Raw genomic sequence first — 26,153 nt, forward strand, 5'->3', positions numbered from 1 at the left:
CCCCCCCCCCCCCCCCCCCCCCCCCCCCCCCCCCCCCCCCCCCCCCCCCCCCCCCCCCCCCCCCCCCCCCCCCCCCCCCCCCCCCCCCCCCCCCCCCCCCCCCCCCCCCCCCCCCCCCTTTTTACTCCTCCGCCCCCCACCGACATCTACACTAGGTTCTCTTCGTCGGCAGCGTCAGATGTGTATAAGAGACAGGCCGTAGGCCGCGCGCGCATTGCCGGCCAGCGCCCAGCCGGCGGGCACGCGCACCGCCTCGGGCGCGAGCACCGCCAGGGCGCCGTCCATGTGCCAGCGGGCGCGCTGCGCGTCGTAGCGGCAGGCGCAGGCATAGACCTCGTCCATGCGCGCGTCCAGCGCGGCCACCACGCGCTCGGCGCCGTGCCGGTGGCGGGCATCCTCGGCCACGGCCAGCAGCGTGTCCACCGGCAGCACCGGCAGGCCGGCCGGCGTGGCGCCGTAGGCCAGGCCCTGCGCCACGGCGCAGGCGGTGCGCAGCCCGGTGAACGAGCCCGGGCCGCGCCCGAAGACGATGGCGCCGAGTTGCGCGAAGCCGATGCCCGCCGCCGCCAGCAGCGCCTGCGCCGCCGGGATCAGCGTGGCCGAGGCCTGGGCGCCGCCGGCGCCGGCATGGGTGCACGACTGGCCCTGGTGCCAGAGGGCGACCGAAAGAAGCTCGGTACTGGTGTCGAAGGCCAGCAAGGGCGCGGACGGGTCGATCTGCATCGGCAGGATTATCGGCGCTGCCCCACGGCGGCGCCGCGCATGCCGATAGACTGGCGCGGCCCTGCCCCGTGCGCCAACCGCCTGCCTGCCGTGAGCCCCTCCTCGATCCGCCTCCTCCTTCGTCTGCAACGCCGCACCGCCGCGGTCTGCCTGCTGGCCTGCGGGCTGTTCCTGGGCGCTGCGGCCGCCGCCCAGGCGCTGCCGCCGGGCGCGCTGCCGGCCGAGGTCGATGCCGCGCTGGCACGCGCGCGCATCCCGCGCGAGGCGGTGGCCATGGTGGTCGCCGAGGCCTCCGGCGGCGCGCCGCGGCTGGCGCTGCGCGCCCAGGCTCCGGTCAATCCGGCCTCGGTGATGAAGCTGGTCACCACCTACGCCGGCCTGGACCTGCTGGGGCCGGCCTACACCTGGAACACCCAGGTCTTCCTGGGCGGCCCGGTGGACGCGGCCGGCACGCTGCAGGGCGACCTGACGATACGCGGCCAGGGCGACCCGGCGCTGGTGCTGGAACGCCTGTGGCTGCTGCTGCGCCGGGTGCAGGCGCAGGGCGTGCGCAACGTTGCCGGCGACATCGTGCTCGACCGCAGCGCCTTCGCCCTGCCGGCGCACGACCCGGCGGAATTCGACGGCGAGCCGTTCCGGCCCTATAACGCGGCGCCCGACGCGCTGCTGGTCAACTTCAAGTCGGTGGTGCTGAACTTCGTGCCCGACCCGGCCGCCGGCAGCGCCCTGGTGCGCATGGAGCCGCCGCTGGCGGGCGTGCGCCTGCCGCCGCGCGTGCCGCTGGCGCCTGCCGGAAGCGCCTGCGGCGACTGGCGCGCGGGCCTGCAGGCCGACCTGCTGAACCCGGCCCGCATCGCGCTGGCAGGCAGCTTTCCGGCCGCCTGCGGCGAGAAATCCTGGCCCATGGCCTACGCCGATCCGCAGCGCTACGCCGAGCGCGCGGTCGAGGGCCTGTGGCGCGAGCTGGGCGGGGGGCTGGCGGGGCGGGTGCGTGACGGACTCGCACCCGCGGGCACGCCGCCCACGCTGCAGGTCGCCTCGCCGCCGCTGGCGGAGGTGATCCGCGACATCAACAAGTACAGCAACAACGTGATGGCGCAGCAGCTCTTTCTCACGCTGAGCCTGCAGGCGCGCGGCACCGGCAGCTTCGAGGGTTCGCGCGCGGTGTTCGAGCAGTGGTGGCGCGAGCGCATGGGCACGGCCGAGCCGGTACCGCTGATCGACAACGGCGCAGGTTTGAGCCGCGATGCGCGCATCAGCGCGCTGGGCCTGGCGCGCATGCTGCAGGCGGCCTGGCGCTCGCCGCAGATGCCCGAGCTGCTGGCCTCGCTGCCCATTGCCGGCGTGGACGGCACGCTGCGCCGCAGCCGCGCGCGCAGCGGCAGCGCGCACCTGAAGACCGGCAGCCTGCGCGACGTGGCCGCCGTGGCCGGCTTCGTGCATGGTGAGGACGGCCAGCGCTGGGTGCTGGTGGCCGTCGTCAACCACCCGAACGCCGGCGCCGCCCGGCCGGCCTTCGACGCGCTGGTGGACTGGGCCGCGCGCCAGCCCTGACCAGGAGGGCGGCCCGGCGGGTTCGTTCACGCCTTCTCAGGCCATGGTCATCAGGCTGGCGTTGCCGCCCGCGGCGGCGGTGTTCACGCTCAGCGCGCGTTCGATCACCAGGCGCTCCAGCGGCACGGCGGTGGCGCCCTCCGGCAGGCCCGTGACGTGGACGATGGGGCCGGGCCGCCGCGCCACGTCGGCACACACGCTGCGCAGGGCGTGGGCGCTGCCGTGGTGCAGCACCGCATCCGGCGCCACCTGGGCATCGCGCCAATCGTCCACCAGCGCGATGCGGGCCTGCGCGGCCGGTGGCAGCATGGCGCGCAGTGCGGCCGCATCGCGGGGCCACACGGCGGTGCCGCCCACCGCCAGCACGGCTGCCAGTTGCGTGAGCCGGTCGGCCTCGTTCTGGGCCAGGCACAGCGTGCGGGCGCGGGGCGCCAGCGTGTACTGGTTGCGCTCGCCGGTCGGGCCGGGCAGCGTGCAGCGCAGGCCTGCGCACGACGCCTCCCCCAGGGCCTCGCAGGTGGCCGCCAGGGGCTTGCGGCCGGAGGCGCGGGCCCACTCGGCCAGGGCCCCCAGCGGCGCTTGCAGGGCGTGGCGTGGAGTGGCGTCCGGCGTGCTGACGGCGGTTGTCCCGATGGCGGCGCGGGCCGCCTGCGCGGGGTGCTGCGACAGCAGGCGCAGCAGATAGAGCGGCCCGCCGGCCTTGGGGCCGGTGCCCGACAGGCCTTCGCCGCCAAAGGGCTGCACGCCCACCACGGCGCCGACCATGTTGCGGTTGACGTAGACGTTGCCCGCGCGGGCGCGCTGCACCACGCGTTCCACGGTCTCGTCGATGCGCGTGTGCAGACCCAGCGTCAGGCCATAGCCGGTGGCGTTGATCTGGTCGAGCAGCGCATCGAGCTCGCCGCGCGCATAGCGCACCAGATGCAGCACGGGGCCGAACACCTCGCGGCGCAGCTCGGAGATGCCGTCCAGCTCGATCAGCGTGGGCAGGACGAAGCCGCCCCGCGCCAGCACGTCGCCCGGCGCGGGCGGCTGGAAGACCTTGCGGCCCTGCGCGCGCAGCGTGGCGATGTGCTGCTCGATCCCGGCGCGGGCTTCTTCGTCGATCACCGGGCCCACGTCCACCGCCAGTTCGCCGGGGTTGCCCACGCGCAACTCGGCCATCGCGCCCTTGAGCATGGTGAGCACGCGCTCCGCGGCGTCCTGCTGCACGCACAGCACGCGCAGGGCGGAACAGCGCTGGCCGGCGCTGTCGAAGGCCGAAGCGACGACGTCGGCCACCGCCTGCTCCACCAGCGCGGACGAGTCCACGATCATCGCGTTCTGGCCGCCGGTCTCGGCGATCAGCGGAATCGGGCGGCCGTTGGCGTCCAGCCGGCCGGCCACGCCGCGCTGCAGGAGGCGTGCGACTTCGGTGGAGCCGGTGAACAGCACGCCCATCACGCGCGCATCGCCGACAAGGCGCGCGCCCACGGTTTCGCCGCGGCCGGGCAGCAGTTGCACGGCGCCTTCCGGCACGCCGGCGTGGCGCAGCAGGCGCACGGCTTCGGCCGCGACCAGCGGCGTCTGCTCGGCCGGCTTGGCCAGCACGGTGTTGCCGGCGGCCAGCGCGGCGGCCACCTGGCCCAGGAAGATCGCGAGCGGGAAGTTCCAGGGGCTGATGCACACCACGGGGCCCAGCGGGCGGTGCGTGGCGTTGTCAAAGTGCTGTTCCGTCTGCGCGGCGTAGTAGCGCAGAAAGTCCACCGCCTCGCGCACTTCGGCTATGGCGTTGGCGCAGGTCTTGCCGGCCTCGCGCATCAGCAGGCCCAGCAGCGCCGGCATGCCGGCTTCCAGCAGGTCGGCGGTGCGGCGCAAGAGGGCGGCGCGCTCCGCAGGCGGGGCCGCTGCCCACAACGGCTGGGCCGCCTGGGCGGCCCGCAGGGCGGTGTCGACGTCGTCTGCGCTGGCCTCTTGCACCTCGCCCACGATGTCGTTGTGGCTGGCCGGGTTGCGCACGGGCGATACGGTACCCGCCGCCACCGTGCCGGCGATCAGAGGCGCGGCCTGCCAGTGGCGCCGGGACTGGCCCAGGGCCTGGTGGAGGGTGGTCAGCACCTGTTCGTTGGACAGGTCCAGTCCTGCCGAGTTGGTGCGTTGCGGCCCGTACAGCGAAGGCGGCAGCGGAATGCGCGGATGGGGCAAGGCGGCGCGGCCTTCGTTGGCGGTGTCGGCGTCCACTGAGGCCACGGGGCTGCCGACCAGCGTTTCCAGCGGCAGCGTGGCGTCGGCCACGCGGTTGACGAACGAGGTGTTGGCGCCGTTCTCGAGCAGGCGGCGCACCAGGTAGGCCAGCAGCGTCCCATGCGTTCCCACGGGCGCGTAGATGCGGCAGGGACGGCCGAGCTTGCCGGCGCCGAGTGCGCCCACGACCTGCTCGTACAGCGGCTCGCCCATGCCGTGCAGGCACTGGAATTCGTACTGGCCGGGCTGGTAGCGGCCGGGGTCCGCCAGGTGGTAGAGGGTGGCCAGCGTCTGCGCGTTGTGCGTAGCGAACTGCGGGTACACGGCGTCGGGCGCCGCCAGCAGCTTGCGGGCGCAGGCGATGTAGGACACGTCGGTGTGCGACTTGCGGGTGTACACCGGGTAGTCGGGAAGGCCGTCCACCTGGGCGCGCTTGATTTCGCTGTCCCAGTAGGCGCCCTTCACCAGGCGGATCATCAGCCGGTGCCGGGTGCGGCGCGCCAGGTCGACACAAAAGTCGATCACGAACGGGCAGCGCTTTTGGTAGGCCTGGACCACGAAGCCGATGCCGTTCCAGCCCGCCAGCGAAGGGGCGTGGCACAGGCGATCGAGCAGGTCGAGCGACAGTTCCAGCCGGTCGGCTTCTTCGGCATCGATGTTCAGGCCGATGTCATAGCCGCGCGCCAGTTCCACCAGTTGCAGCACCATGGGATACAGCTCGCCCATCACGCGCGGGTGCTGCGCGCGGCTGTAGCGGGGGTGCAGCGCGGACAGCTTGATGGAGATGCCCGGGCCTTCATACACGCCGCGGCCGGCGGAGGCCTTGCCGATGGCGTGGATGGCCTCGACGTACGACTGCATGTAGCGCGCGGCGTCTTCCGCGGTGAGCGCAGCCTCGCCCAGCATGTCGTACGAATAGCGAAAGCCCTGCGCCTCCAGTGCGCGCGCGTTGGCCAGGGCCTGGCCGATGGTCTCGCCGGTCACGAACTGCTCGCCCATCATGCGCATGGCCATGTCCACCCCCTTGCGGATCAGCGGCTCGCCGCCCTTGGCCGTGAGCCGGCGCAGCGCGGACGTGAGGCCGCGCTCGCTGTGCGTGGCCACCAGCCTGCCCGTGAGCAGCAGGCCCCAGGTGGCGGCGTTGACGAACAGCGAGGGGCTCTTGCCCAGGTGGCGCTCCCAGTCGCCGGCGCCGATCTTGTCGCGGATCAGCGCATCGCGCGTGGCGGCATCGGGAACGCGCAGCAGCGCTTCGGCCAGGCACATCAGCGCCACGCCCTCCTGCGACGACAGCGCGAATTCCTGCAGCAGCCCCTGCACGATGCCGGCGCGGCCCCCGGCGCTCTTGCGCCTGCGCAGCGTGCCGGCCAGCTTCAGTGCGAGATCCTGCACCTCCTGGGCCATGTCCTCGGGCAGACGCGCCAGGTCGAGCAGCGGCGCCAGGGCCTCGGGTTCAGAACGCCGGTGGGCCGCCGTGATGGCGTGGCGCAGCGGGTCGGTGTCCGCTGCGCGGGAATCGAACGCGGGGGCGGGAACTGGGGCGAGAGACATGGTGGCGAGCGTCGAGGGCGGCGAGGATGAAGTGCGCCATCATCCGGCCTGCGCCATCGAATTAATATTCGAAAATTTCGAATACCGCCAAACAACTCACCATTGATGACCAACACGGAAGCCGGACTGGATCGCATCGACCGAAAAATACTGAACATCCTGCAGGAGGATGGCCGTATCGCCAACCTCAAGCTCGCCGAGAGCGTGGCGCTGTCGCCCACGGCGGTGCTGGCACGCGTGCAGCGGCTCACCCGCGACGGCTACATCCTGGGTTACGAAGCGCGGCTCAATCCGCTCAAACTCGGTGCCGGCATGCTCGTGTTCGTCGAGGTGCTGCTGGACCGCACCACGCCCAACGTGTTCGACCAGTTCAAGGCAGCGGTCCAAGCGCGCCCGGAGATCATGGAGTGCCACATGGTGGCGGGTGGTTTCGACTATCTGCTCAAGACGCGCAGTGCGGACATGAACGCTTACCGGAATTTCGCGGGAACGGTGCTGTGGCAATTGCCCGGCGTGCGGGAGACACGCACGTACGCGGTGATGGAAGAGGTCAAGCACTCCAGCCGGCTGTACCTGGAATGACGCCGCCCCCAGGCTGCGCGCTTTGCGTCTTCGCCTCCGCTTCACAGGGGTGCGGCTTCTGGTGCCCGTGGGCGACATACGCCGCGCGGCGGACAACTGAAGGCGCCCCGCCGATCCAGCAGGGGACACAGGGTTCCCGGAGCGGAGCCGAGCGCGTGCGGGCGCCGGCACCCCCGAAACTTCAGACGCCAGCCAGCCGCCGCTGGCGCTGCTGCGGCGGTGCATCCTGCCGTCGGGCCGGTGCCGGCTCCGACCTGGATGAGAACACCTCCACCGCCTCGCTCAGACTGACGGCCTGCTTCTCCAGTTCGTCGGAGGCGAGCGAGGCCTGCTCGACCAGCACCGCGTTGCGCTGCGTCATCTGATCGAGGTGGCGTACCGCGGTGTTGACCTCGGCCACGCTGCCGGCCTGCTCGGACGTCGCATGGCTGATGCGCTCGATCAACGCCGCCACCTGGTTGACCTGGGACACGATGGCCGTCATTGAACGGCCCGCCGTTTCGACCAGCACGCTGCCGGCCTGCACACGGCTGTCGTTGTCGCCGATCATGATCCTGACCTCGCCGGCCGCCGCCGCGCTACGCTGCGCCAGCCCCCGCACTTCGGCAGCCACCACGGCGAAGCCACGCCCCTGTTTGCCGGCACGCGCCGCCTCCACCGCCGCGTTCAGCGCCAGGAGGTTGGTCTGGAACGCAATGCTTTCGATGGTGCCGATGATCTCGCCGATGCGCTTGCCGGCCTGTTCGATCCGCGCCATGGTGTCGACCACCTGGCCCACTACCGCACCGCCGTCGCGCGCGGCCCGGGCCGCCTCCATGGCCAGGGCCGCGGCGTCGCGCACTGTGTCGGCGTTGGCTTTTACGTTGGCGGTGATTTCCGTCACGGCCGCCGCTGTCTGCTCCAGGCTGGCCGCGGTTTCCTCGGTGCGGCTGCGCAGTTCCCGGTTGCCAACGGCGATGGCGCCGCTGGCCTCCTCGACGCCGCGTGCCTGCAGGCTCACGTCGTCCACCAGCGAGCGCAGGTTCAGCCCGGCCTGCTGCACGGCGCGCAGCAGCATGCCGATGGCGTCGATGCGGTTGAGCGTCACCTTCTCGGTTGCCTGCCCGGCGGCCAGGCGGGAGGCCTGGCGCAGCACCAGTTGCAGCGGGCGCAGGAGTTGCCACTCCACCCAGGCGGCCCAGCCCAGCAACGCCGTCGCCGTGAGGACCACCAGCAATGCCAGCCCGGCGCCGTGCAGGCCGCCTGCGGCCGCTGCCGCCGCCACGCAGGGCAACAAGACCAGCAGCCCAGCATGGATGCGCCAGCGCAGCGGCAGGGTCTGCAGTAGCGAGCCCACTGCGCCCAGGCCGGTGCGCACGATCAAACCCTTGCGGAAGGCCAGGCCACGCGCCCGTCCTTCGCGGAACCGGCGGTAAAGCGACTCCGCCTCGGCCACCTCGTCGTTTGCCACTGCGGTGCGCACCGATAGGTAGCCCACCAGCTCTTCTCCGCACACCACCGGAGTGGCATTGGCACGCACCCAGTAGTGATCGCCGTTCTTGCGCCGATTCTTCACCAGCCCCGACCAGGACATGCCCGACTTGAGCGTGGCCCACATGTCCGCGAAGGCCTGGGCCGGCATGTCGGGGTGGCGCACCACGTTGTGCGGCTCGCCCAGCAGTTCGTCGCGGTCGAAGCCGCTGACTTTGACGAAAGCGGCATTGGCGTAACGCACGTGGCTGTGCATGTCGGTGGTAGACAGCAGCGTGGCGCTGGGGTCGATGCGATGCTCGCGCTCGGTCACGGGTTGATTGATTCGCATGGCCGCCTGTTCAGCGATGAAACATAGGATCTTATGAAATCCGCAACGCGCGCTGGTGCGGACTCCGTCTCAATTCGACGCGAATGTGATGGATCAGACGGTTTTTCGAAAGGCGCCCTCCACGGCGAAGTTACGCTGCCCGTTTGGTAGATGGAGATGGGAGATGCGTGTGCTCAAGGGTGACTCGTCGGGATCAACCCGCGCAGTCCCGCGCCTCCGGGCGGCTCAGACCGCCTGCGAAAACTGCGCCAGCCGCAGCTTCTGCCCCGTTGGCAGCATGGGGGCGCCCGAACGCGACGGCCTTGCCGCGCTGATCCAGGAGCGCCCTTTTCACAGAAGCCAGGTGCTGCAGGAGCAAGGCCAGATCGCCACCTCGCTGCGCATTGTGAAGACCGGCTCCACATTGATGCTGCGGCACTCCACCGATGGCCGCGCGCGCGGCGTCGGCCTGGCCGGGCGCGGCTATACGTTCGGAAAATTCGCACTGGTGGATCAACCCGATGCCCTGACCTGCGTCGGCGCCTCCAGCGGCCGGCTCTGCGAAATCGAGTTTGCCGCCGCGCGCAGCCTGGGCCTGCTCAACCGCCGGGTGTGGTGGAACCTGGTACACGCCCACATCCGCGAATTCGGCCTGCTGGCCGACTGGGCACAGGCCATGCGCGTGGGCGGCGCGCCGGCCCAGTTGTGGGCGGCGCTGCAACTGATGGCCACGGAGCAAGGCAGCCGCTGCGTGCGCCTGCCAACCCAGACGGTGCTGGCCGAACTGCTGGGCACCACGCGCGAAACCGTGGCGCGCAGCCTGCGCGTGCTTGAGCAGACCCAGCAACTCGTGCGCCGCGATCGCTGGCACTGCGAGCTGAGTTCGGTGGCGATGTGACGTCGCGCGCCGAGCGGTGTAACAAACTCCAACTGCTGTTGGCTGCAGCCCACGCTAGTACTTACCCCGTAGATACAGGGCGGCATCGTTGCTTACGATGACGACGGAAAAAAGAACGCTCGTTCTATTTTTAGACAAAACCCATTCAACATGACCTAGGAGATGCGGATGAAACCCCTTCACACGCTGGTGATCGGCACCGCCGTCGCACTGCTGGCCGCCTGTGGCGGCGGCGGCTCGGACAGCGGCGGCAGCGAGACCGTGGACAACAGCGGCGCACGCGGCTCGCTGATCTACAACCCGCCGCTGCGGGTCACGGCGCTCACCGCGCAGCAGTTCGCCGACCGCCTGAACGGCAGCGCCTCGGGCAAGCAATTGCTGCAGATCGCGGGTACGCCCAAGTGCGGGGTCAACTTCCACTACATCCAGTACGGCACGGTCGGCGGCGTGAACGAGGCCACCAAGGCCAGCGGCGCGCTGATGGTGCCCACCGGCAGCGACCCGGCCTGCAGCGGCGCGCGCCCGATCGTGCTCTATGCCCACGGCACCACCACCGACAAGGCCTACAACATCGCCGACATCGTCAATACGAGCAACTCCGGCGCCAACGAAGGCTCGCTGATCGCGGCGTTCTACGCGGCGCAGGGTTTCATCGTGGTTGCGCCCAACTACGCCGGCTACGACATCTCCCCGCTGCCCTACCACCCCTACCTCAACGGCGACCAGCAGTCCAAGGACATGATCGACTCGCTGACCGCCGCGCGCAAGGCGCTGCCGGTGCTCGCCGGCGCCCGCGACTCGGGCAAGCTGCTGATCACCGGCTATTCGCAGGGCGGCTACGTGGCGCTGGCCACGCAGCGCGCCCTGCAGGCCGCCGGCCAGACCGTGACCGCCGCGGCCCCGCTGTCGGCGCCCTCGGCCATCAGCCTGCTGCTGGACTACACCACGCTGGGGGCACCGGCGCTCGGCGGGACGGTGTTCGTGCCGCTGCTCTCCACCAGCTGGCAGAAGCAGTTCGGCAACGTCTACGGCAGCACCAGCGACCTGTACGAGGCGCAGTACGCCAACGGCATCGACACGCTGCTGCCCAGCACCACGCCGACCGCCACGCTGTTCTCCACCGGCAAGCTGCCGCAGACCGCGTTGTTCCCCACCAACGCGGTGCCCGGGCCGGCTTCGCCTGCGTTCGCGGCCTTCTACGGCCCCAACAACCTGCTGCGCCAGAGCTTCCTGACCGCCAGCGCAACCGACGTCGTCACCAACGTCTGCCCCGGCAATGCGTTCCCGCCCACGGCGGCTTCGCTCGCCTCTACCACGCCGCTGGCCTGCTCGCCGTCGACCGGCTTCCGCAAGGCCGCCGTGGCCAACGACCTGCGCAACTTCGTGCCCAACAAGCCGGTGCTCTTCTGCGGCGGCGCCCAGGACCCGACGGTGAACTTTGCCAGCACGCAGGCCACCGCCGGCTACTTCAAGGCGCGCGGCCTGCCCGCGGCGGCGCTGACGGTGTTGGACATGGAGGCCCCGGTCACCGGCGCCACCGACCCGTTCGCAGCTGCCAAGCTCGGCTTCGCGCAAAGCAAGGCGGCCACCCTGGCCGCGGGCGGCCCCACTGCGGTGGTGACGGCCTACCACGGCTCGCTGCTGCCGCCGTTCTGCCTTGCGGCCGCGCGGGGCTTCTTCCAACAGGTGCTGGCCGCTGGCGGCTGAGCGGTGCCCGACCATCAGAGGAACAACATCATGAAAACCAGCACATCCCTCGCAGTGGCCGGCTTGCTCCTGGCCTCGGGCGGCAGCGCCATGGCGCAATCGGACTCGCAGTCCTTCCTGTCGTCGCTGTCCTCTCCCACCCCGTCCACGCCTTACACGGTGCGCCTGGGCTACACGCACATTGCGCCGCACTCACGCGCCACCGATGCCGTCGGGCCCCTGCTGCCCGGCCCGCCTTCGGGCGTGAGCCTCAAGGTGGAGGACAAGGGCACGCTGTTCTTCTCCATCGCCCGCGCGCTCAACGACAACCTGGAGGTGGAGCTGGCCATGGGCTACCCGCCGACCCATGAGGTGAAGGCCAAGCTGTCGCCCAGCCTGCCGGAGAACGTGCAGTACATCAACGGCCAGACCGTCGCCAAGGTGCGCCAGCTCGCCCCCACGCTGTTCCTGAACTACGCGTTCGGCCAGCCGGAGAGCCGCTGGCGCCCGTTCGTCGGGCTGGGCATCAACTACACCAACTTCGACAAGCGCACCTCCACCGCGACCGGCAATGCCCTGAACGGCGGCCCGACCGACATCCGGCTCAGCGACTCCTGGGGCCTGGCGGCGCAGATAGGGGTGGACTACAGGATCGATGCCCGCTGGTCGGTCCATGCCGCACTGGCCACGGCCCGCGTGAAGTCCCACCTGGTGGCCACCACCGCTGGCGCGGCGCGCGAGATCGACATCCGGTTCCGCCCCGCAGTGTTCACCCTGACCGCCGGCTACCGCTTCTGACGCGGTGCGCGGCCTGCAAAAAGGCCCGCGGGACCTGTGTCCCGCGGGCCTTTTTGTTGCTGGCCATCCCCTCGCGAGGGGGCCGGCGCAAGCCTAGAAACGCGCCCTGAAGCGCGTATATACGTAGGTGCCAAACAACCGCTGCGCCGCAGGCGTGAAGTACACGTAGTCGGCAAAGACGTAGCTGTTGTAGCTGAGGTTGCCCGGAATGGTGTTGATCAGGGTGTTGGTGTTGCACAGGGCCGAGTTGATCTGGCCGGTGCCGATGCCGATGCCCGGGCCGGCATCCACCGAGGTGCAGACCACGGTCGTCGAATCCTGGAAGTTGTAGGTGCCCGGCAGGCCGGTCAGCAGGTTGTAGTAGTAGGCGCTGTCCACGTAGAGGACGTTGTTGCCGAAGTCGGCGATGTTCACCTGGAGCGAATCGTTGAACTGCTTGCTGGCCTTGTTCAGGATGTCGGTCTGGCCGCGCTTGATGGCCAGTGGCGAACGGCTCATGTCATAGGACCCGGTCACCAGCACGTACTTGGCGCCGGCCGAGCGCAGCCGCTGGACCTGCGTGGCCAGGGCCTGGCCTGCGGTCGCCACGTTGGCGAGGAACTGATCGCCGGTCAGCGTGCCGGCCGAATAGGCCGCCAGGTTCGCGATGATGTCCGAGGTACCGCCGCTCACGACGAAGACGTCGGAGCCGCCGATGGCGCCGCCCGACGCCAGGAAGGTGTCGATCTGCTGCGCGATCGTCTTGGTGCTGGTGCCGCCGGCCGCGTCGGGCGTCAGGACCACGCGCGCATTGCCCTGGGCATAGCTGGTGCCGCCGGCCGAGGCCGTTTTCAGATTCAGGCCGTAGCTTGCCGCGAACTGCTGGGTCCAGATGTTGACGCTGCCGTCGTTGACCGTGTAGTGGCCGCCGTTTTCGCCGAGATCGCTCAGGCCGTCGCCAAAAACCACGATGCGGGTCGGCGTGACCGCGGATTCGACGGTGCTCGATCCGCAAGCGGCCAGCAGTGCGGCCGATGCGCACAGCGCCAGCAGGGCGGTGCGGCGCAACCAGTTTGCAATCATTGGGAAATCTCCAGAAAGGTGCGGGTGAGTGTAACGAGGGCGCGGATCGGGCGGCGTCACGCCGCGGCCGCTCTTTGTAATCGGTCGTGCACGCCTTCCCAGGCGGCGTGCGCGGGCGGCGTCTCGATCCAGATCAGGTGCACGCCCTGCTCGTCGAAGCTGCGCAGCACGGCAAAGAGCTGCTGTGCGACGGCCTCGGCATCGTCGGGCATGCGCCGTAGCAGCACCGCGGCCGAGCGGGCCTGCAGCGGTGCGCGCGCATAGACGGCAAGGTGCCGGGCCTCGGCGCCCAGCAGATCGAGGCCGGTCTGCAGTGCGCCGGCGTCCATCAGGCGCACCTTGGCCTGCGGCGCGTAGTGCGCCTCCAGCGTGCCGGAGGCGCGCGGCGCGGGGCCTTGCAGCGCCGCGCCGTGCTGCGGCAGGCCGCAGACCGCCGCCACCTGCTCGCGTGTGATGGCGCCGGGGCGCAGCAGCACCGGCGCGCCACGGGTGCAGTCGACGATGGTGGATTCGATGCCCACCGCGCAGGGGCCACCGTCGAGCACCGGCAGGCTGGGGCCGAACTCGGCCTGCACGTGGGCGGCCGTGGTCGGGCTGACCCGGCCGAACTGGTTGGCGCTGGGCGCCGCCAGGCCCATCACGCCGCGCGCGGCGCAGGCGGTGAGCAGCGCCTGCGCCACCGGGTGCGAGGGGCAGCGCAGCCCGACCGAGTCCTGCCCGCCGGCGGCGGCTGCGGCCACGCCGGGGCGGCGCGGCAGGATCAAGGTCAGCGGCCCGGGCCAGAAGGCCTGGATCAGGCGCTCGGCAAAGTCCGGCAGCGCGGCGGCGAAGTGCGCCACGCCCGGCGGCATGGCGCCGGCGCCGCCCGGCGCCAGGTGCACGATCAGCGGATGGTCGCTGGGCCGGCCCTTGGCGGCGAAGATGCGCGCCACCGCCGCGTCGCTGGACGCGTCGGCGGCCAGGCCGTAGACGGTTTCGGTCGGCAGGCCGATCAGGCCGCCGCCGGCCAGCACGTCGGCGGCCTGGGCGATGGCGTCGGGGGATTGGCCGTCCAGGATCATGTCAGAACGGGTCGATGCCCAGCACGGCGCAGGCCTGTAGCGCCACGGCGCGCGCCGCCTCGGGCGTGGCGGCGGTGAGGGTCAGGTGGCCCATCTTGCGGCCGCGCGCGGGGGTCTGCTTGCCGTACAGATGCAGGTGCGCGCCCGGCAGCGCCAGCACCCGGTCCCAGGGCGGCGTGCGCGCTTCGCTGGCGCCGGGGGCACGCCACAGGTCGCCCAGCAGGTTGAGCATGACCGCCGGGCTGTGCTGGCGCGGCGCCACCAGCGGCAGGCCGGCCATGGCGCGCACCTGCAGCTCGAACTGCGACAGGTCGCAGGCGTCGATGCTGTAGTGGCCGCTGTTGTGCGGCCGTGGCGCGATCTCGTTGACCACCAGCCGGCCGTCCTGCAGCAGGAAGAATTCGACGCACAGCACGCCGACGTAGTCCAGGCCATCTGCTATTGATTTCGCAGCATGAAGCCCAGACTGCTCCTGGGCTGGAGGGATATTTCCCTCATAAACCTCGGTTACGGCCAGAATGCCGTCGCGGTGCAGGTTGCGCTGCACCGGCAGGTGCACCACGGTGCCGTCGGCGCCGCGCGCGAGGATCACGGAGCATTCGGCCGCCAGCGGCAGCATCTGCTCGAGCACGCAGGGCGCGTGCTGCAGCCGCGCCCAGGCGTCGGCCAGCGCGGCGCGGTCGGCCACGCGCACCTGGCCCTTGCCGTCGTAGCCCAGGCGCGCGGTCTTGAGGATGCCCGGCAGCAGGGCGGCGTCGACGGCGGCCAACTGCGCGGCCGTCTCGATCACCGCATAGGGCGCGCAGGGCACGCCGCAACGCACGAAGTGCGCCTTCTCGGCCGCGCGGTCCTGGGCGATGGCCACGGCCGCGGCGGCCGGCGCGACCGGCAGGCGCTCGGCCAGCGCGGCCAGCGCGGCGGCGGGCACGTTCTCGAATTCGGTGGTCACGGCCGCGCACAGCCCGGCCAGTTGCGCCAGGCCCTGCGGGTCGAGGTAGTCGGTCTGCACATGGTGGTGGCTGACGCGGCCGGCCGGGCTGGCCGGGTCCGGGTCGAGCACCGCCGTGAAGAAGCCCATGCTCTGCGCCGCGTGCACGAACATGCGGCCCAGCTGGCCGCCGCCGAGCACGCCCAGCGTCACCTCGCTGGACGCCGGCAGCAGGGTGACGGCCGCCGTCATGCCGGCAGCGCCATGGCGCGCGCGGCGGCGGTCTGCTCGGCGCGGAAGGCGTCGAGCTGCGCGCGCAGCGCCGGGTTGCCCACCGCCAGCATGGCCACGGCAAACAACGCCGCATTGGCCGCGCCGGCCGCGCCGATGGCGAAGGTGGCGACCGGGATGCCCTTGGGCATCTGCACGATGCTGTGCAGCGAATCGACGCCCTGCAGGTGCCGGCTGGGAACCGGCACGCCGAGCACCGGCACCGTGGTCTTGGCCGCCAGCATGCCGGGCAGGTGCGCCGCGCCGCCGGCACCGGCGATGATGGCCGCCAGGCCGCGCGCGGCGGCCGCTTCGGCGTAGGCGAACATGTCGTCGGGCATGCGGTGGGCCGAAACCACGCGGGCTTCATGCGCCACGCCGAATTGCTGGAGAATCTGGACCGCGTGCTGCATGGTGTCCCAGTCGGAGCTGGAGCCCATGACCACGCCAATGGAGAGGGGTGTCATAGCAGAGGAAGGGCCTGCGCCGTCGCCGGCACCGTCCGTGGTGTGATGTGAAGCAACCCCTGATTTTACTTTTGGAACGCGTTGAGCCCCCAAGCCCATGATCGATATCACCCTAGAGAATTTCCAGTCCGAACTGATTGACGGCTCGATGGCGCAGCCGGTGCTGCTGGACATCTGGGCCGAATGGTGCGGGCCCTGCAAGCAGCTCGGCCCGGTGCTCGAGAAGCTCGAGGCCGAATACGCCGGCCGCTTCACGCTGGCCAAGCTGGACGCCGACAAGGTGCCGCAGATCTCGCAGCAGTTGTCGCAGATGTTCGGCGTGCGCAGCATTCCGTTCTGCGTGCTGTTCGTGGGCGGGCAGCCGGTGGACGGCTTCGTCGGCGCCGTGCCCGAGGCGCAGATCCGGACCTTCCTCGACAAGCACGTGCCCAGCGCCGAGGAAAGCGCCGCGGCGCAGGAAGAGGAGCTGGCCCAGGAGGCGCTGGCCGAGGGCGACACCGAAACCGCGCTGGAGAAGCTGCAGCACGCCGTCGCCACCGACCCGGCCAACGACGACGCGCGCTTCGACTACGTCAAGCTGCTGCTGACGCTGGGGCGCGACGACGACGCCAAGGTCGCGTTCGCCCCGGTGATCGCCAAGGCCGCGACGGTGCGCCGGCTCCAGGCCCTGCAGCGCTGGATGGATGCTATTGATTTCGCAGCACAAAACCCAGATTCCACTAGGGCTGCAGCCGATTTTGATGCAAAGATTGCCGCCGACAGGCGCGATTTCGCGGCGCGCTTCGACCGCGCCCGCCTGCTGATGGCCGGCCAGCAATGGACCGCGGCGATGGACGAGCTGCTGGAAATCCTGATGCGCGACAAGTCCTGGAACGAGGACCTGGCGCGCAAGACCTTCATCGCCATCCTGGACATCATCGAGCCGTCCAAGCCCAAGGTGGCCGACGGCCAGATCCCGCCGGACGACCCGGTGGTGGCGACCTACCGCCGGCGCCTGAGTTCCGTGGTGCTGAGCTGATCCGTCCGGATCTCCAGGGAAAAAGGCCGGAAACGCTTGCTGCGCGCCGGCCTCTTGCCATGGAACACGAAGTCGCCGCTCAGCCGGTGAGCCGCTGCAGCGCCTCGCGGTACTTGGCCGCGGTCTTCTCGATCACGTCCTGCGGCAGGCGCGGCGCCGGCGGCGTCTTGTCCCAGGGCTTGCCGTGGATGCGCACGGCTTGGAGCCAGTCGCGCACGAACTGCTTGTCGTAGCTCGGCGGGTTGGTGCCGGCGGCAAAGGCGGCGTCGTAGCCCTCCACCGGCCAGTAGCGCGAGCTGTCGGGGGTGAGCACTTCGTCCATCAGCACCAGCGTGCCGTCGGCGTCCAGGCCGAATTCGAACTTGGTGTCGGCAATGATCATGCCGCGCTCGCGCGCGATCGCGGCGGCGGCTTGGTAGATGGCGATGCTGGTGTCGCGGATCTGCGCGGCCAGTTCGGCGCCAACGATCTGCACCACCTGCTCGTAGCGGATGTTCTCGTCGTGCTCGCCCATGGCGGCCTTGGCGGCGGGCGTGAAGATCGGCTCGGGCAGGGGGCTGGCGTTCTTCAGGCCGGCGGGCAGCGGCACGCCGCAGACCGACTGCGTCTGCTGGTACTCCTGCCAGCCGCTGCCGGCCAGGTAGCCGCGCACCACGGCCTCGACCGGGATCGGCTTCAGGCGCTTGACCAGCATCGAGCGGTCCTTGATCTGCGGGATCTCGGCCGCGCTCACCACGCTCTCGGGCGCCTCGCCGGTCAGGTGGTTGGGGCACAGGTGGCCGAGCTTGTCGAACCAGAACAGCGCCATCTGCGTCAGCAGCACGCCCTTGCCGGGAATGGGCTCGCCCATGATCACGTCGAACGCGGAGAGCCGGTCGCTGGCGACCATCAGGATGCGGTCGTCGCCGACGGCGTAGTTGTCGCGCACCTTGCCGCGCGCGAGCAGCGGCAGGGAGGTCAGGGCAGAGGTATGGAGGGCGAGGGGGGCGGTCATGGAGGAGATTGTGCGTAATGGCAGGGGCCGTCCCACGACGGCCCCGAGCAGGGCAAGGCGGCTCAGTTCACCACTTGCGCGAGCTCGCCCTTGGCATAGCGCGCAGCCACGACCTGCAGCGGCTCGCCCTTGATCCTGGCGCCCTGGCCCTCGCAGCCGAACTCGATGTAGCGCTGCTTGCAGATCTGCTTGGCGGCCTCGCGCGCGGGCTTGAGCCATTCGCGGGCGTCGAACTTCTCGGGGTTCTCGAACAGGAACTTGCGCACCGCGCCGGTCATGGCCAGGCGGATGTCGGTGTCGATGTTGATCTTGCGCACGCCGTGCTTGATGGCCTCCTGGATTTCCTTGACCGGCACGCCGTAGGTCTCCTTCATGTTGCCGCCGTACTGGCGGATGATGGCCAGCAGCTCCTGCGGCACGGACGATGAGCCGTGCATCACCAAGTGGGTGTTGGGAATGCGGCGGTGGATTTCCTTGATGCGGTCGATCGCCAGGATGTCGCCGGTGGGCTCGCGCGTGAACTTGTAGGCGCCGTGGCTGGTGCCGATGGCAATGGCCAGCGCGTCGATCTGCGTCTGCTTGACGAAGTCGGCGGCCTGCTCGGGGTCGGTGAGCAGTTGCTCGCGCGTCATGGTGTCGTCGGTGCCGTGGCCGTCTTCCTTGTCGCCCTTCATGGTTTCGAGCGAGCCCAGGCAGCCCAGCTCGCCCTCCACCGTGACGCCGACCTTGTGCGCCAGTTGCGACACCTTGCGCGTCACGTCGACGTTGTACTCATAGCTGGCGATGGTCTTGCCGTCGGCCTCGAGCGAGCCGTCCATCATCACCGACGAGAAGCCCAGGTCGATCGCGCCCTGGCACACGTCCGGGTTCTGGCCGTGGTCCTGGTGCATGACCAGGGGGATGTGGGGATAGCTCTCGACGGCGGCCTGGATCAGGTGCTTGATGAAGCCTTCGCCTGCGTACTTGCGCGCGCCCGCGCTGGCCTGCAGGATCACGGGCGCGCCGGTTTCCTTGGCCGCTTCCATCACCGCCTGGACCTGCTCCAGGTTGTTGACGTTGAAGGCGGGGATGCCGTAGCCGTTGGCTGCGGCGTGGTCGAGCAACTCGCGCATCGAGACTAGTGCCATGGTCGTGGTCCGGAAAGGGGGTTGAAGAGAACGGTGCACCCACGTGGTAACGGCGCCGTAACCGGGGATTTTAGCGGGGCCCCTCGCGCGGCGGCTGTCAACCGGGGCCCTGGATGTTCACGAAAGGTTCAGACAGGCTCACTACATTGCGCGTCATGCCGCGACCTGCCCTGACCACCATCACGACCCCCCTGCCGGCGGGCCGCGCCTCCGCGGCGCGCCTGCTGGGCGTCACCGCCGCATCGCTGGCCGCGCTGCTGCTGTGGGATGCCTCGGGGCTGGACCTGCCGCTGGCACGCTGGTTCGGTTCGGCACAAGGCTTTGCGCTGCGCGACGCCTGGCTGTTCGAGCAGGGGCTGCACCGCGGCGCCCGCATGCTGTCCTGGCTGCTGTTGGCCGTGCTGGCGGCGGCCGTCTGGCGTCCGGTGGGCGTGCTGCGCCGCATCGACCGGCCGGCACGCCTGCAACTGGTGGCGACGAGCTTGCTGGCCCTGTTGGCGGTTGCCCTGCTGAAATCCACCAGCCACACCAGCTGCCCCTGGGACCTGAGCATGTTCGGCGGCAGCGCGCCATATGTGTCGCATTGGGCGTTCGGCGTGGCGGACGGCGGCGGCGGCCGCTGCTTTCCCGCGGGCCATGCCTCGGCGGGCTTCGCCTTCATCGGGGGCTGGTTCGTGCTGCGCCGGGCGCAGCCCAGGGCCGCGTTCCGGTGGCTGATGGCAAGCCTGGCCGCGGGGCTGCTGCTCGGGCTGTCGCAACAGGCGCGGGGCGCCCATTTCATGAGCCACACCCTCTGGACCGGCTGGATCTGCTGGACCACCGCCTGGCTGTGCGATGCGATGGCGACCCTGCTGCGCGCTCGCTTCGGCACCCGGCGAGAGCCCCATGCAATCGCCTGAGATCGCGCTGTTCCTCTGGGTCAACGCCGGCCCGCAGACGCCCGTGGCGGTGCTCGCGCTGGCACGCTTGGCCTCGCAGGCCGTACCGGCCTTGTCCGCCGTCATGCTGGTGGCGGCCGCGTTGCGCGGAAACCGGAGCCTTCGCGTGGCAGCACTGCAGGCCGTTCTCGCGCTGCTGCTGGCCTGGGTGGTGGCGCAATGGCTGCGCCACTGGCTCCAGATACCGCGGCCGGCCGCCTTCGGCCTGGGGCGGCAGTGGATCGCGCATGGCAATGGCGCCGGCTTCCCCAGCCTGCACGCGGCAGGAGCCTTCGCCTTCGCCGTGGCACTGCAGCAGGCCCGGATAGGACGTTGGGGCGTGGCCGCAGCCTTCGCCGGCGCGCTGCTGATCGCCTGGAGCCGCCTGTGTTTGGGCGTGCACTTTCCGTCCGACGTGCTGGCGGGCGCACTGGTGGGCTCGGCCGCGGCCTGCTCGGTGCATGCGGCGTGGCGCTGGGTGTCGCGGCGCTTCGCCCATGCGTCCGCGATGCGCGGGACGTATTCCGCCGAGCATCCCTAGTCGCCGCCGCTAGCACCTTGATACAACTCGCGACCACCGCAGGTGGAACCGGGTTGCCGTTGCGATGCACCATCACGGCAGGGTTGCCACAGGCTGGCAGCAGATGCAGAAAGAAAAGAGGAAGAGGTCCATCTTGAAGTTGCGCGCATTCATGCTGGCCGTCGGTTCGGCCGTCGCATTTGGTCTTTCCACGGACGCATGGGCCCAGGTCACGCTCAAGCCGGACGGCCAGTGGCGCTATCTCTTCTCCGCAGGCGGCAACGCCACCTCGGGCAACAGCGACACCACGGCGATCAATGCCAGCGGCGAAGCGGCGCGGGTCACCGAGCACGACAAGCTCACGGCCCACGGCCAGCTCAACTACGGCCGGGTGGACGGCGCCAAGTCGGCACAGCGCTATGCGCTGGGTTCGCAGTACAACCGCGACATTTCGGTGAATTCCTTCAAGTTCGGCTCGATCGACATGCTGCGCGACCGGCCCTCCAACATCGCGCACCGCTACTCGATTGCCGGCGGCTTCGGCCGCCACCTGCTCAAGGGCGACGATAACAGCCTGGACATATCGCTCGGCCTGGGCTACACGCAGGACGCCTATGTCACGCCGACTGAAGTGCTGGACCAGACGCGCGGCGAGTACGGACGTACCGAACTGGTGCTGGCCGAGGAATCGAGCCACAAGCTCACCGACACCACCAAGCTGCGGCAGAAGCTGACCCTGTACCCGAACCTGACCGACCAGGGTTCGTACCGCGCCTCCATCGATACCGGCCTGTCGGTGGCCATGACGCCGACGCTCAATCTGACGGCGGGCTTCGCCTACCGCTACAACACCGATCCCGGCGTGGGCCTCAAGCGCATCGACACCGCCTTCGTCACCGGTGTGTCGCTGCGCTTCGATTAGCCAGGCGGGCGGGGACGAACCGCTCAAATGGTTGTAATATGCAACCTTATGACCTCGCCGCCCCGATCTTTCACCCGCCCCCAGCCCGACCCCGTGGAGGCGATCCGCACCGCCTCGCGCGCACTGGTGCGCGAGCTGGGCTTCATGGACGCCACGCTGGCCGGCTCCGCGCTGTCGCCGTCCGCGGTGCATGCGCTGATCGAGCTGGAGCAAGGCGGCGGATGCACGGCATCCGACCTGGGCCGGCGGCTGCGGCTGGAGAAGTCCAGCGTGAGCCGGCTGCTGGCCCGGCTGGTGGCCGCCGGCAGCGTGGCGCAGGAAGCCACGCGCCCGGATGGCCGCGAGAAGTCACTGGCCCTGACGGCCCAGGGCCGCGCGCAGGTGGAAGGCATCCACCGCTTCGCGCGCAACCAGGTGCGGCAGGCGCTGCACCAGTTGCCGCCGCACCAGCATGGCACCGTGGCCCAGGGCCTGGCCGCCTATGCCCAGGCGCTGCGAGCCGCACGGCAGCCTGGGGAGGAGGCCGCAGCGCAGTCCGCGCCGCCCATCGAGATCGCGCGCGGCCTGCCGCCCGGCGCGCTGGGGCGCATCGTGGAGATGCATGCGCGCTATTACGCACGCGAACGAGGCTTCGGGCGCTTCTTCGAGGCCAAGCTGGCGCGCGAGCTGGCGGAGTTCTCGGACCGGCTGGACGACCCGCGCAACGCAGTCTGGGTAGCGCTGCAGGGAGATGCGGTGCTCGGCTCGATCGCCATCGATGCGGACGACTTCGGCCCCGAAGCGGCGCATCTGCGCTGGTTCATCCTGGACGACGGCGTGCGCGGCAGCGGCACAGGCCGGCGCCTGCTGACCCAGGCCATCGCCTTCTGCGATCGTCAGGGCTACCCGGCCATCGAGCTCTGGACCCTGAGCGGCCTGGGCGCCGCGCGGCGGCTCTACGACGACGCCGGCTTCAGGCTGACGGAGGAGGTGAGCGCCGCCCAGTGGGGCAAGGAAACCACCGAGCAGCGCTTCCGGCGGGTGCGGCCCTCCGAGGCCGCCTGACACAAGCCGCAAGGCCTCTGCCTCTCAGGCCGCGCGGCACACCTTCAGCATGTTGGTGCCACCCGGAGCACCCATGGGCTCGCCGCAGGTGATGGCGTAGACGTCGCCGCTGTGGACGATGCCGCGGCTCTTCAGGTGCTGCTCGGCATCGGCCAGTGCGGTGTCGCGGTCCAGGCTGCTGTCCATCAGCAGCGGACGCACGTTGCGGTAGAGCGCCATGCGGCGCTGGGTGGCCACGCGCGGCGTGAGCGCGTAGATCGGCACGTGGATGCGGTGACGGCTCATCCAGAGCACGGTCGAGCCGCTGTCGGTCAGCGCCACGATGGCCTTGGCGCCCAGATGGTGGGCCGTGAACAGCGCGCCCATGGCGATCGACTGGTCGATGCGGCCGAAGGTCTGGCCGGTGAAGTCGGCGTCGAGCTTGACGTCCTCTGCGGCCTCGGCGGCCGAGCAGATTGCGGCCATTTCCTCCACCGTTTCCAGGGGGTAGCGGCCGGCGGCCGTCTCGGCCGAGAGCATCACCGCGTCGGTGCCGTCGAGCACGGCGTTGGCCACGTCGCTGACCTCGGCGCGCGTGGGCACCGGGTTGGTGATCATGCTTTCCATCATCTGGGTGGCAGTGATCACGACCTTGTCGTGCTCCCGCGCCAGCTTGATCATGCGCTTCTGCAGCGCCGGCACCGCGGCATTGCCCACCTCCACCGCCAGGTCGCCGCGCGCCACCATGATGCCGTCGCTCACGCGCAGGATCTCCTCGAGCTTGGGGATGGCCTCGGCGCGCTCGATCTTGGCGATCAGGCCCGGGCGATGGCGGTGTTCCGCCGCTGCGACGTTGCACAACTGGCGCGCCATTTCCATGTCGGTGGCGTTCTTGGGGAAGCTCACGGCCACGTAGTCGGCCTGGAAGCTCATCGCGGTCTTGATGTCCTCCATGTCCTTGGCCGTCAGAGCGGGTGCCGTCAGGCCGCCGCCCTGCTTGTTGATGCCTTTGTTATTGGACAGCTCGCCGCCGATCTTCACGGTCGTCAGCACCTGCTCACCGAGCACGCGGTCGACCTTGAGCACGATCAGGCCGTCATTGAGCAGCAGCGTATCGCCGGGCTTCACGTCGCGCGGCAGTTCCTTGTAGTCCAGGCCCACGCCGGCGATGTCGCCCAATTCGGCGCGGGAGGCGTCCAGCACGAAGGGCGCGCCCTGCTCCAGCAGCACCTTGCCTTCGGCGAACTTGCCGACCCGGATCTTGGGGCCCTGCAGGTCGGCCATGATGGCCACCTCGCGGCCGGCGCGGACGGCGGCCTCCCGCACCAGGCGCGCGCGGTCGATATGGTCCTGCGCCGTGCCGTGGCTGAAGTTCAGCCGCACCACGTTGACACCGGCGCGGATCATGCGCTCCAGCATGTCCGGCGCGCTGGAAGCGGGTCCGAGGGTGGCAACGATCTTGGTGGCACGGCGCTGGCGCATGGTGAGTCTCCTGGGCTTTTTCAGTATGTGCACGGAAAGTGCGGATAGCGAAAGAAGATTCTCACACGGCACCCATACGGCCTCCGTAACCACCCTGAAACTCACGGGCCTGTGGCAGAGCAGCCACTTCCTTTGACCCCGGTCATGCGCATGCCACGGGCTCTCGCTTACCATCCGAGGTCGCAAAGGTGGCCGCATAGGCCGCCCGCCCAAAGCTCCCAAGCAGCGCCGGTGCCGCGGCACCGCGCCCGCCCAGGCATCCGAGCAACCTTGCCGCTATCTGCTTCCCGCCATGAGTTCCACTCCCGAACGCGCCATGCCGGCGCCCCTTTCCGCATCGCTGCACGCGGGCTTCATCGCAGACGCCCCGGCGCCGGCCGCACCGGCGCGACCGGCGTCCGAGCCGGTGCTGCCCGCGCCGCTGGCGCCCGAGGCGCCACTGCCGCACCGCAAGACCATCCGCTCCTGGCTGATCCCGCTGTGCCAGCGCTCGACGCTGCGCGCCGTGGCGCTGCTGCTGCTGGACTACGCCCTGCTGGCTGCGGCCATCGCCGGCGCCGTGAGCGCCGAACCGCTGTGGGCCATGCTGCTGTGCGGCATGGCCGCAGGCTTCATCATCGGCCGCCTGTTCATCATCGGCCATGACGGCTGCCACCAGAGCCTGACCGCGCACCGGGGACTGAACCGCTGGATCGGCCGCATTGCCTTCCTGCCCTCGCTCACCCCCTACAGCCTGTGGGACATGGGCCACAACGTGGTGCACCACGGCTTCACCAACCTGAAGGGCGTGGACTTCGTCTGGGCGCCGCTGACCCAGGACGAGTACCAGAAGCTGTCGCCGGCCCGCCGCTTCATGGAGCGCCTCTACCGCAGCGGCTGGGCACCAGGCCTCTATTACATGATCGAGATCTGGTGGAACAAGATGTTCTTCCCTGACCGCAAGGCCACCACGCACCGTCCGATCTTCACCAAGGACTGCCTGCTGGTGTCAGGCTTCGCGCTGCTGTGGATCGGCGGCCTGGTCGCCACCGCCCTCGCCACCGAACAGTCCGTGCTGCGCCTGCTGCTGGCCGGCTTCGTGGTCCCGATCATGTTCTGGTTCGCCATGATCGGCTTCGTCGTCTACGTGCACCACACGCACGTGAAGGTGTCCTGGCACGACGACCGTGCCGCCTGGAGCAAAGCCCAGCCCTTCGTATCGACCACGGTGCACCTGACCTTCCCGCTGCAGATCGGCGCGCTGATGCACCACATCATGGAGCACACCGCCCACCACGTGGACATGAGCATTCCGCTCTACAAGCTCAAGGAGGCGCAGAAGCTGCTGGAACAGATGCTGCCCGGGCGCATCGTGATCCAGCGCTTCTCCTGGAAGTGGTATTTCCAGACCGCACGCGCCTGCAAGCTGTATGACTTCACACGCCAGTGCTGGACCGACTTCCGCGGCCGCGCCACCAGCGAGATCCGCAGGCCGACCGCCGCCAACGCCTGACGCCACGCCATATGCCGCAGAAGGCCGCGTTCCGAGAGGGGCGCGGCTTTTTTCCGGGCACAACAAGCTGAGAAAAAGCAGCGCGACGTGAATGTCCGAGCTGGTGCGGCTGGCGGGGATCGAACCCACGACCCTTGGCTTCGGAGGCCAATACTCTATCCACTGAGCTACAGCCGCATGCCCGGGCAACCGGGCTGATCCGGCATTATCCTCTATTGCGGACCAGTTCCATCGCCGGCCTGCGTTGCCGCACCGCCTGAGCTGGTCCTGCGGTGCCCGCGGGCCATGGCGCCGCTGCGTCGGCAGTTGCTGGCACAGGGCTGGCCGGCCCAAAGCCCAGGCCGGACAGGTACAGATCCAGTACGGCGTCCCCGGCCAAGCACAGGTCGAAGGCCTCCGGTGCCAGCAGCCAGTTCTGTATCAGACCGTCGACCAGGGCATGCAGCCCGTGGGCGGCCAGTTCCACTGGCACCGGCAGCGTGCGGCCCTCGTGCGCCGCGGCCTGGCGCAGCCCCTCGGCCACATGGGCCAGGCATTCGCTGCGCACGGCCAGGTGGCGCTCCTTCAGGGCCAGCAATTCGCCCACGTATTCGACTTTGTGTGTGGCGATCTCGAACACGGTGCGCACCTGGGCGTCGTGCGTGACAAGCTGCAGGGCATTGCGCATCGCGGACCGGATCTGGGCCACCGGATCATCCGCGGGCTCCTGGCCGACCCTGCATGCGGAATTCTCCATGGGCAGCGTGACGCGCTCCATCATGGCGTTGAACAGGTCGGCCTTGTCCTTGAAGTGCCAGTAGATCGCGCCGCGCGTGGTGCCCGCCGCCGCCGCGATGTCGTGCAGCGAAGTGCGCGAGACCCCCTGGTCATGGAACAGCCTTTCGGCCGCATCCAGCAATTGCGAACGGGTGGCGAGAGCGTCTTCCTTGGTCCTGCGGGCCATATGCACCTTTCAGTCGAGCGAACGGGATGGGTCCGGAACGCGGTTGTCTCGATGGCGGGGCACGATGATCGGCCTGCCTCTATACATTCATCATTGTATGTATACTGGCGCGCTCTCGTGCCCTCTCACGTT

At 70.0% G+C, this 26,153-nt stretch carries 22 protein-coding genes, 1 tRNA gene and 1 pseudogene; 12 read left to right on the forward strand and 12 right to left on the reverse strand.

From position 1 onward, the window contains the following. The coding region (locus JHD63_RS11270; protein WP_198970846.1) for a hypothetical protein at positions 1-202 on the forward strand (202 nt) is incomplete at its 5' end. On the opposite strand, the pseudogene tsaB reads toward JHD63_RS11270, so the two are convergent. Further along, positions 196-723: pseudogene (gene tsaB / locus JHD63_RS11275) on the reverse strand (tRNA (adenosine(37)-N6)-threonylcarbamoyltransferase complex dimerization subunit type 1 TsaB); the annotation flags it as partial. The gene JHD63_RS11270 and the pseudogene tsaB overlap by 7 nt on opposite strands. 39 nt (positions 724-762) lie before the next feature. On the opposite strand from tsaB, the gene dacB reads away from it, so the two are divergent. Next, complete coding sequence (dacB, locus tag JHD63_RS11280; RefSeq protein WP_198970848.1) at positions 763-2,277, forward strand: D-alanyl-D-alanine carboxypeptidase/D-alanyl-D-alanine endopeptidase; 1,515 nt, start codon at positions 763-765, stop codon at positions 2,275-2,277. Positions 2,278-2,313: 36 nt separating this feature from the next. On the opposite strand, the gene putA is transcribed toward dacB, so the two are convergent. Next, positions 2,314-6,051 (reverse strand): trifunctional transcriptional regulator/proline dehydrogenase/L-glutamate gamma-semialdehyde dehydrogenase, encoded by a 3,738-nt coding sequence (putA, locus tag JHD63_RS11285; RefSeq protein ID WP_198970849.1) that lies wholly within the window; start codon positions 6,049-6,051, stop codon positions 2,314-2,316. Positions 6,052-6,156: 105 nt separating this feature from the next. Here putA and JHD63_RS11290 point away from each other — a divergent pair, with 105 nt between their 5' ends. After that, entirely contained in the window at positions 6,157-6,633 is a 477-nt protein-coding gene (locus tag JHD63_RS11290) for an Lrp/AsnC ligand binding domain-containing protein (protein WP_198970850.1), read from the forward strand. Between the two features lie 181 nt (positions 6,634-6,814). Here the strand turns inward: JHD63_RS11290 and JHD63_RS11295 are convergent, their stop codons facing one another. After that, positions 6,815-8,434, reverse strand: coding sequence for a methyl-accepting chemotaxis protein (locus JHD63_RS11295; RefSeq protein WP_198970851.1), 1,620 nt, complete (start codon positions 8,432-8,434; stop codon positions 6,815-6,817). Positions 8,435-8,711: 277 nt separating this feature from the next. Here JHD63_RS11295 and JHD63_RS11300 point away from each other — a divergent pair, with 277 nt between their 5' ends. From JHD63_RS11300 to JHD63_RS11310, 3 genes are all read left to right on the forward strand, one after another. Further along, a complete protein-coding gene (locus JHD63_RS11300) occupies positions 8,712-9,311 on the forward strand; it encodes a Crp/Fnr family transcriptional regulator (RefSeq protein ID WP_198970852.1) in 600 nt (199 codons plus the stop codon). A gap of 168 nt (positions 9,312-9,479) precedes the next feature. Further along, on the forward strand, positions 9,480-11,018 hold the full coding sequence (locus tag JHD63_RS11305) for an alpha/beta hydrolase family protein (protein ID WP_198970853.1): 1,539 nt from the start codon (positions 9,480-9,482) through the stop codon (positions 11,016-11,018). Between the two features lie 30 nt (positions 11,019-11,048). Next, complete coding sequence (locus tag JHD63_RS11310; protein ID WP_198970854.1) at positions 11,049-11,795, forward strand: OmpW/AlkL family protein; 747 nt, start codon at positions 11,049-11,051, stop codon at positions 11,793-11,795. 93 nt (positions 11,796-11,888) lie between these two features. Here JHD63_RS11310 and JHD63_RS11315 read toward each other — a convergent pair whose 3' ends face one another. From JHD63_RS11315 to purE, 4 genes are read right to left on the reverse strand one after another with little or no spacing between them, the layout of a single operon-like run. After that, positions 11,889-12,857 (reverse strand): SGNH/GDSL hydrolase family protein, encoded by a 969-nt coding sequence (locus JHD63_RS11315; RefSeq protein WP_198970855.1) that lies wholly within the window; start codon positions 12,855-12,857, stop codon positions 11,889-11,891. A 56-nt stretch (positions 12,858-12,913) separates the two neighbouring features. Continuing rightward, entirely contained in the window at positions 12,914-13,918 is a 1,005-nt protein-coding gene (locus tag JHD63_RS11320; protein ID WP_198970856.1) for an L-threonylcarbamoyladenylate synthase, read from the reverse strand. Between the two features lies 1 nt (position 13,919). Then, a complete protein-coding gene (locus tag JHD63_RS11325) occupies positions 13,920-15,098 on the reverse strand; it encodes a 5-(carboxyamino)imidazole ribonucleotide synthase (protein ID WP_198970857.1) in 1,179 nt (392 codons plus the stop codon). After that, on the reverse strand, positions 15,095-15,583 hold the full coding sequence (gene purE / locus JHD63_RS11330) for a 5-(carboxyamino)imidazole ribonucleotide mutase (RefSeq protein WP_198970858.1): 489 nt from the start codon (positions 15,581-15,583) through the stop codon (positions 15,095-15,097). Before purE ends, JHD63_RS11325 begins: the two co-directional genes overlap by 4 nt. A 97-nt stretch (positions 15,584-15,680) precedes the next feature. Here purE and JHD63_RS11335 point away from each other — a divergent pair, with 97 nt between their 5' ends. Next, a complete protein-coding gene (locus JHD63_RS11335; protein WP_198970859.1) occupies positions 15,681-16,601 on the forward strand; it encodes a tetratricopeptide repeat protein in 921 nt (306 codons plus the stop codon). A 79-nt stretch (positions 16,602-16,680) separates the two neighbouring features. Here the strand turns inward: JHD63_RS11335 and JHD63_RS11340 are convergent, their stop codons facing one another. Beyond that, the gene (locus JHD63_RS11340; protein ID WP_198970860.1) at positions 16,681-17,595 is read right to left on the reverse strand and encodes a phosphoribosylaminoimidazolesuccinocarboxamide synthase; all 915 of its coding nucleotides are present in this window, start codon (positions 17,593-17,595) and stop codon (positions 16,681-16,683) included. Between the two features lie 62 nt (positions 17,596-17,657). Further along, complete coding sequence (gene fba, locus JHD63_RS11345) at positions 17,658-18,722, reverse strand: class II fructose-bisphosphate aldolase (protein WP_198970861.1); 1,065 nt, start codon at positions 18,720-18,722, stop codon at positions 17,658-17,660. Positions 18,723-18,877: 155 nt separating this feature from the next. Here fba and JHD63_RS11350 point away from each other — a divergent pair, with 155 nt between their 5' ends. The 4 genes from JHD63_RS11350 to JHD63_RS11365 all read left to right on the forward strand — a co-directional run bounded on the left by JHD63_RS11350 (position 18,878) and on the right by JHD63_RS11365 (position 22,125). Then, on the forward strand, positions 18,878-19,621 hold the full coding sequence (locus JHD63_RS11350) for a phosphatase PAP2 family protein (RefSeq protein WP_198970862.1): 744 nt from the start codon (positions 18,878-18,880) through the stop codon (positions 19,619-19,621). Continuing rightward, positions 19,608-20,180, forward strand: coding sequence for a phosphatase PAP2 family protein (locus JHD63_RS11355; RefSeq protein ID WP_198970863.1), 573 nt, complete (start codon positions 19,608-19,610; stop codon positions 20,178-20,180). The genes JHD63_RS11350 and JHD63_RS11355 overlap by 14 nt, the downstream gene beginning before the upstream one ends. A 133-nt stretch (positions 20,181-20,313) precedes the next feature. Next, complete coding sequence (locus tag JHD63_RS11360; RefSeq protein ID WP_198970864.1) at positions 20,314-21,081, forward strand: DUF481 domain-containing protein; 768 nt, start codon at positions 20,314-20,316, stop codon at positions 21,079-21,081. Positions 21,082-21,174: 93 nt separating this feature from the next. After that, a complete protein-coding gene (locus JHD63_RS11365) occupies positions 21,175-22,125 on the forward strand; it encodes a bifunctional helix-turn-helix transcriptional regulator/GNAT family N-acetyltransferase (protein ID WP_370590477.1) in 951 nt (316 codons plus the stop codon). A gap of 24 nt (positions 22,126-22,149) precedes the next feature. Here the strand turns inward: JHD63_RS11365 and pyk are convergent, their stop codons facing one another. Further along, positions 22,150-23,586 (reverse strand): pyruvate kinase, encoded by a 1,437-nt coding sequence (pyk, locus tag JHD63_RS11370; RefSeq protein ID WP_198970866.1) that lies wholly within the window; start codon positions 23,584-23,586, stop codon positions 22,150-22,152. Between the two features lie 292 nt (positions 23,587-23,878). Here pyk and JHD63_RS11375 point away from each other — a divergent pair, with 292 nt between their 5' ends. Beyond that, the gene (locus JHD63_RS11375; protein ID WP_233167979.1) at positions 23,879-25,078 is read left to right on the forward strand and encodes a fatty acid desaturase; all 1,200 of its coding nucleotides are present in this window, start codon (positions 23,879-23,881) and stop codon (positions 25,076-25,078) included. Between the two features lie 101 nt (positions 25,079-25,179). Here the strand turns inward: JHD63_RS11375 and JHD63_RS11380 are convergent. Together JHD63_RS11380 and JHD63_RS11385 are read right to left on the reverse strand one after the other, a co-directional pair. Then, positions 25,180-25,255: transfer RNA gene (locus JHD63_RS11380), tRNA-Arg, on the reverse strand. Between the two features lie 28 nt (positions 25,256-25,283). Next, on the reverse strand, positions 25,284-26,021 hold the full coding sequence (locus JHD63_RS11385; protein ID WP_198970867.1) for a TetR family transcriptional regulator: 738 nt from the start codon (positions 26,019-26,021) through the stop codon (positions 25,284-25,286). Positions 26,022-26,153 lie beyond the last annotated feature (132 nt).

The organism is Xylophilus sp. ASV27, assembly GCF_016428875.1.
Lineage (GTDB): Bacteria > Pseudomonadota > Gammaproteobacteria > Burkholderiales > Burkholderiaceae_C > Xylophilus.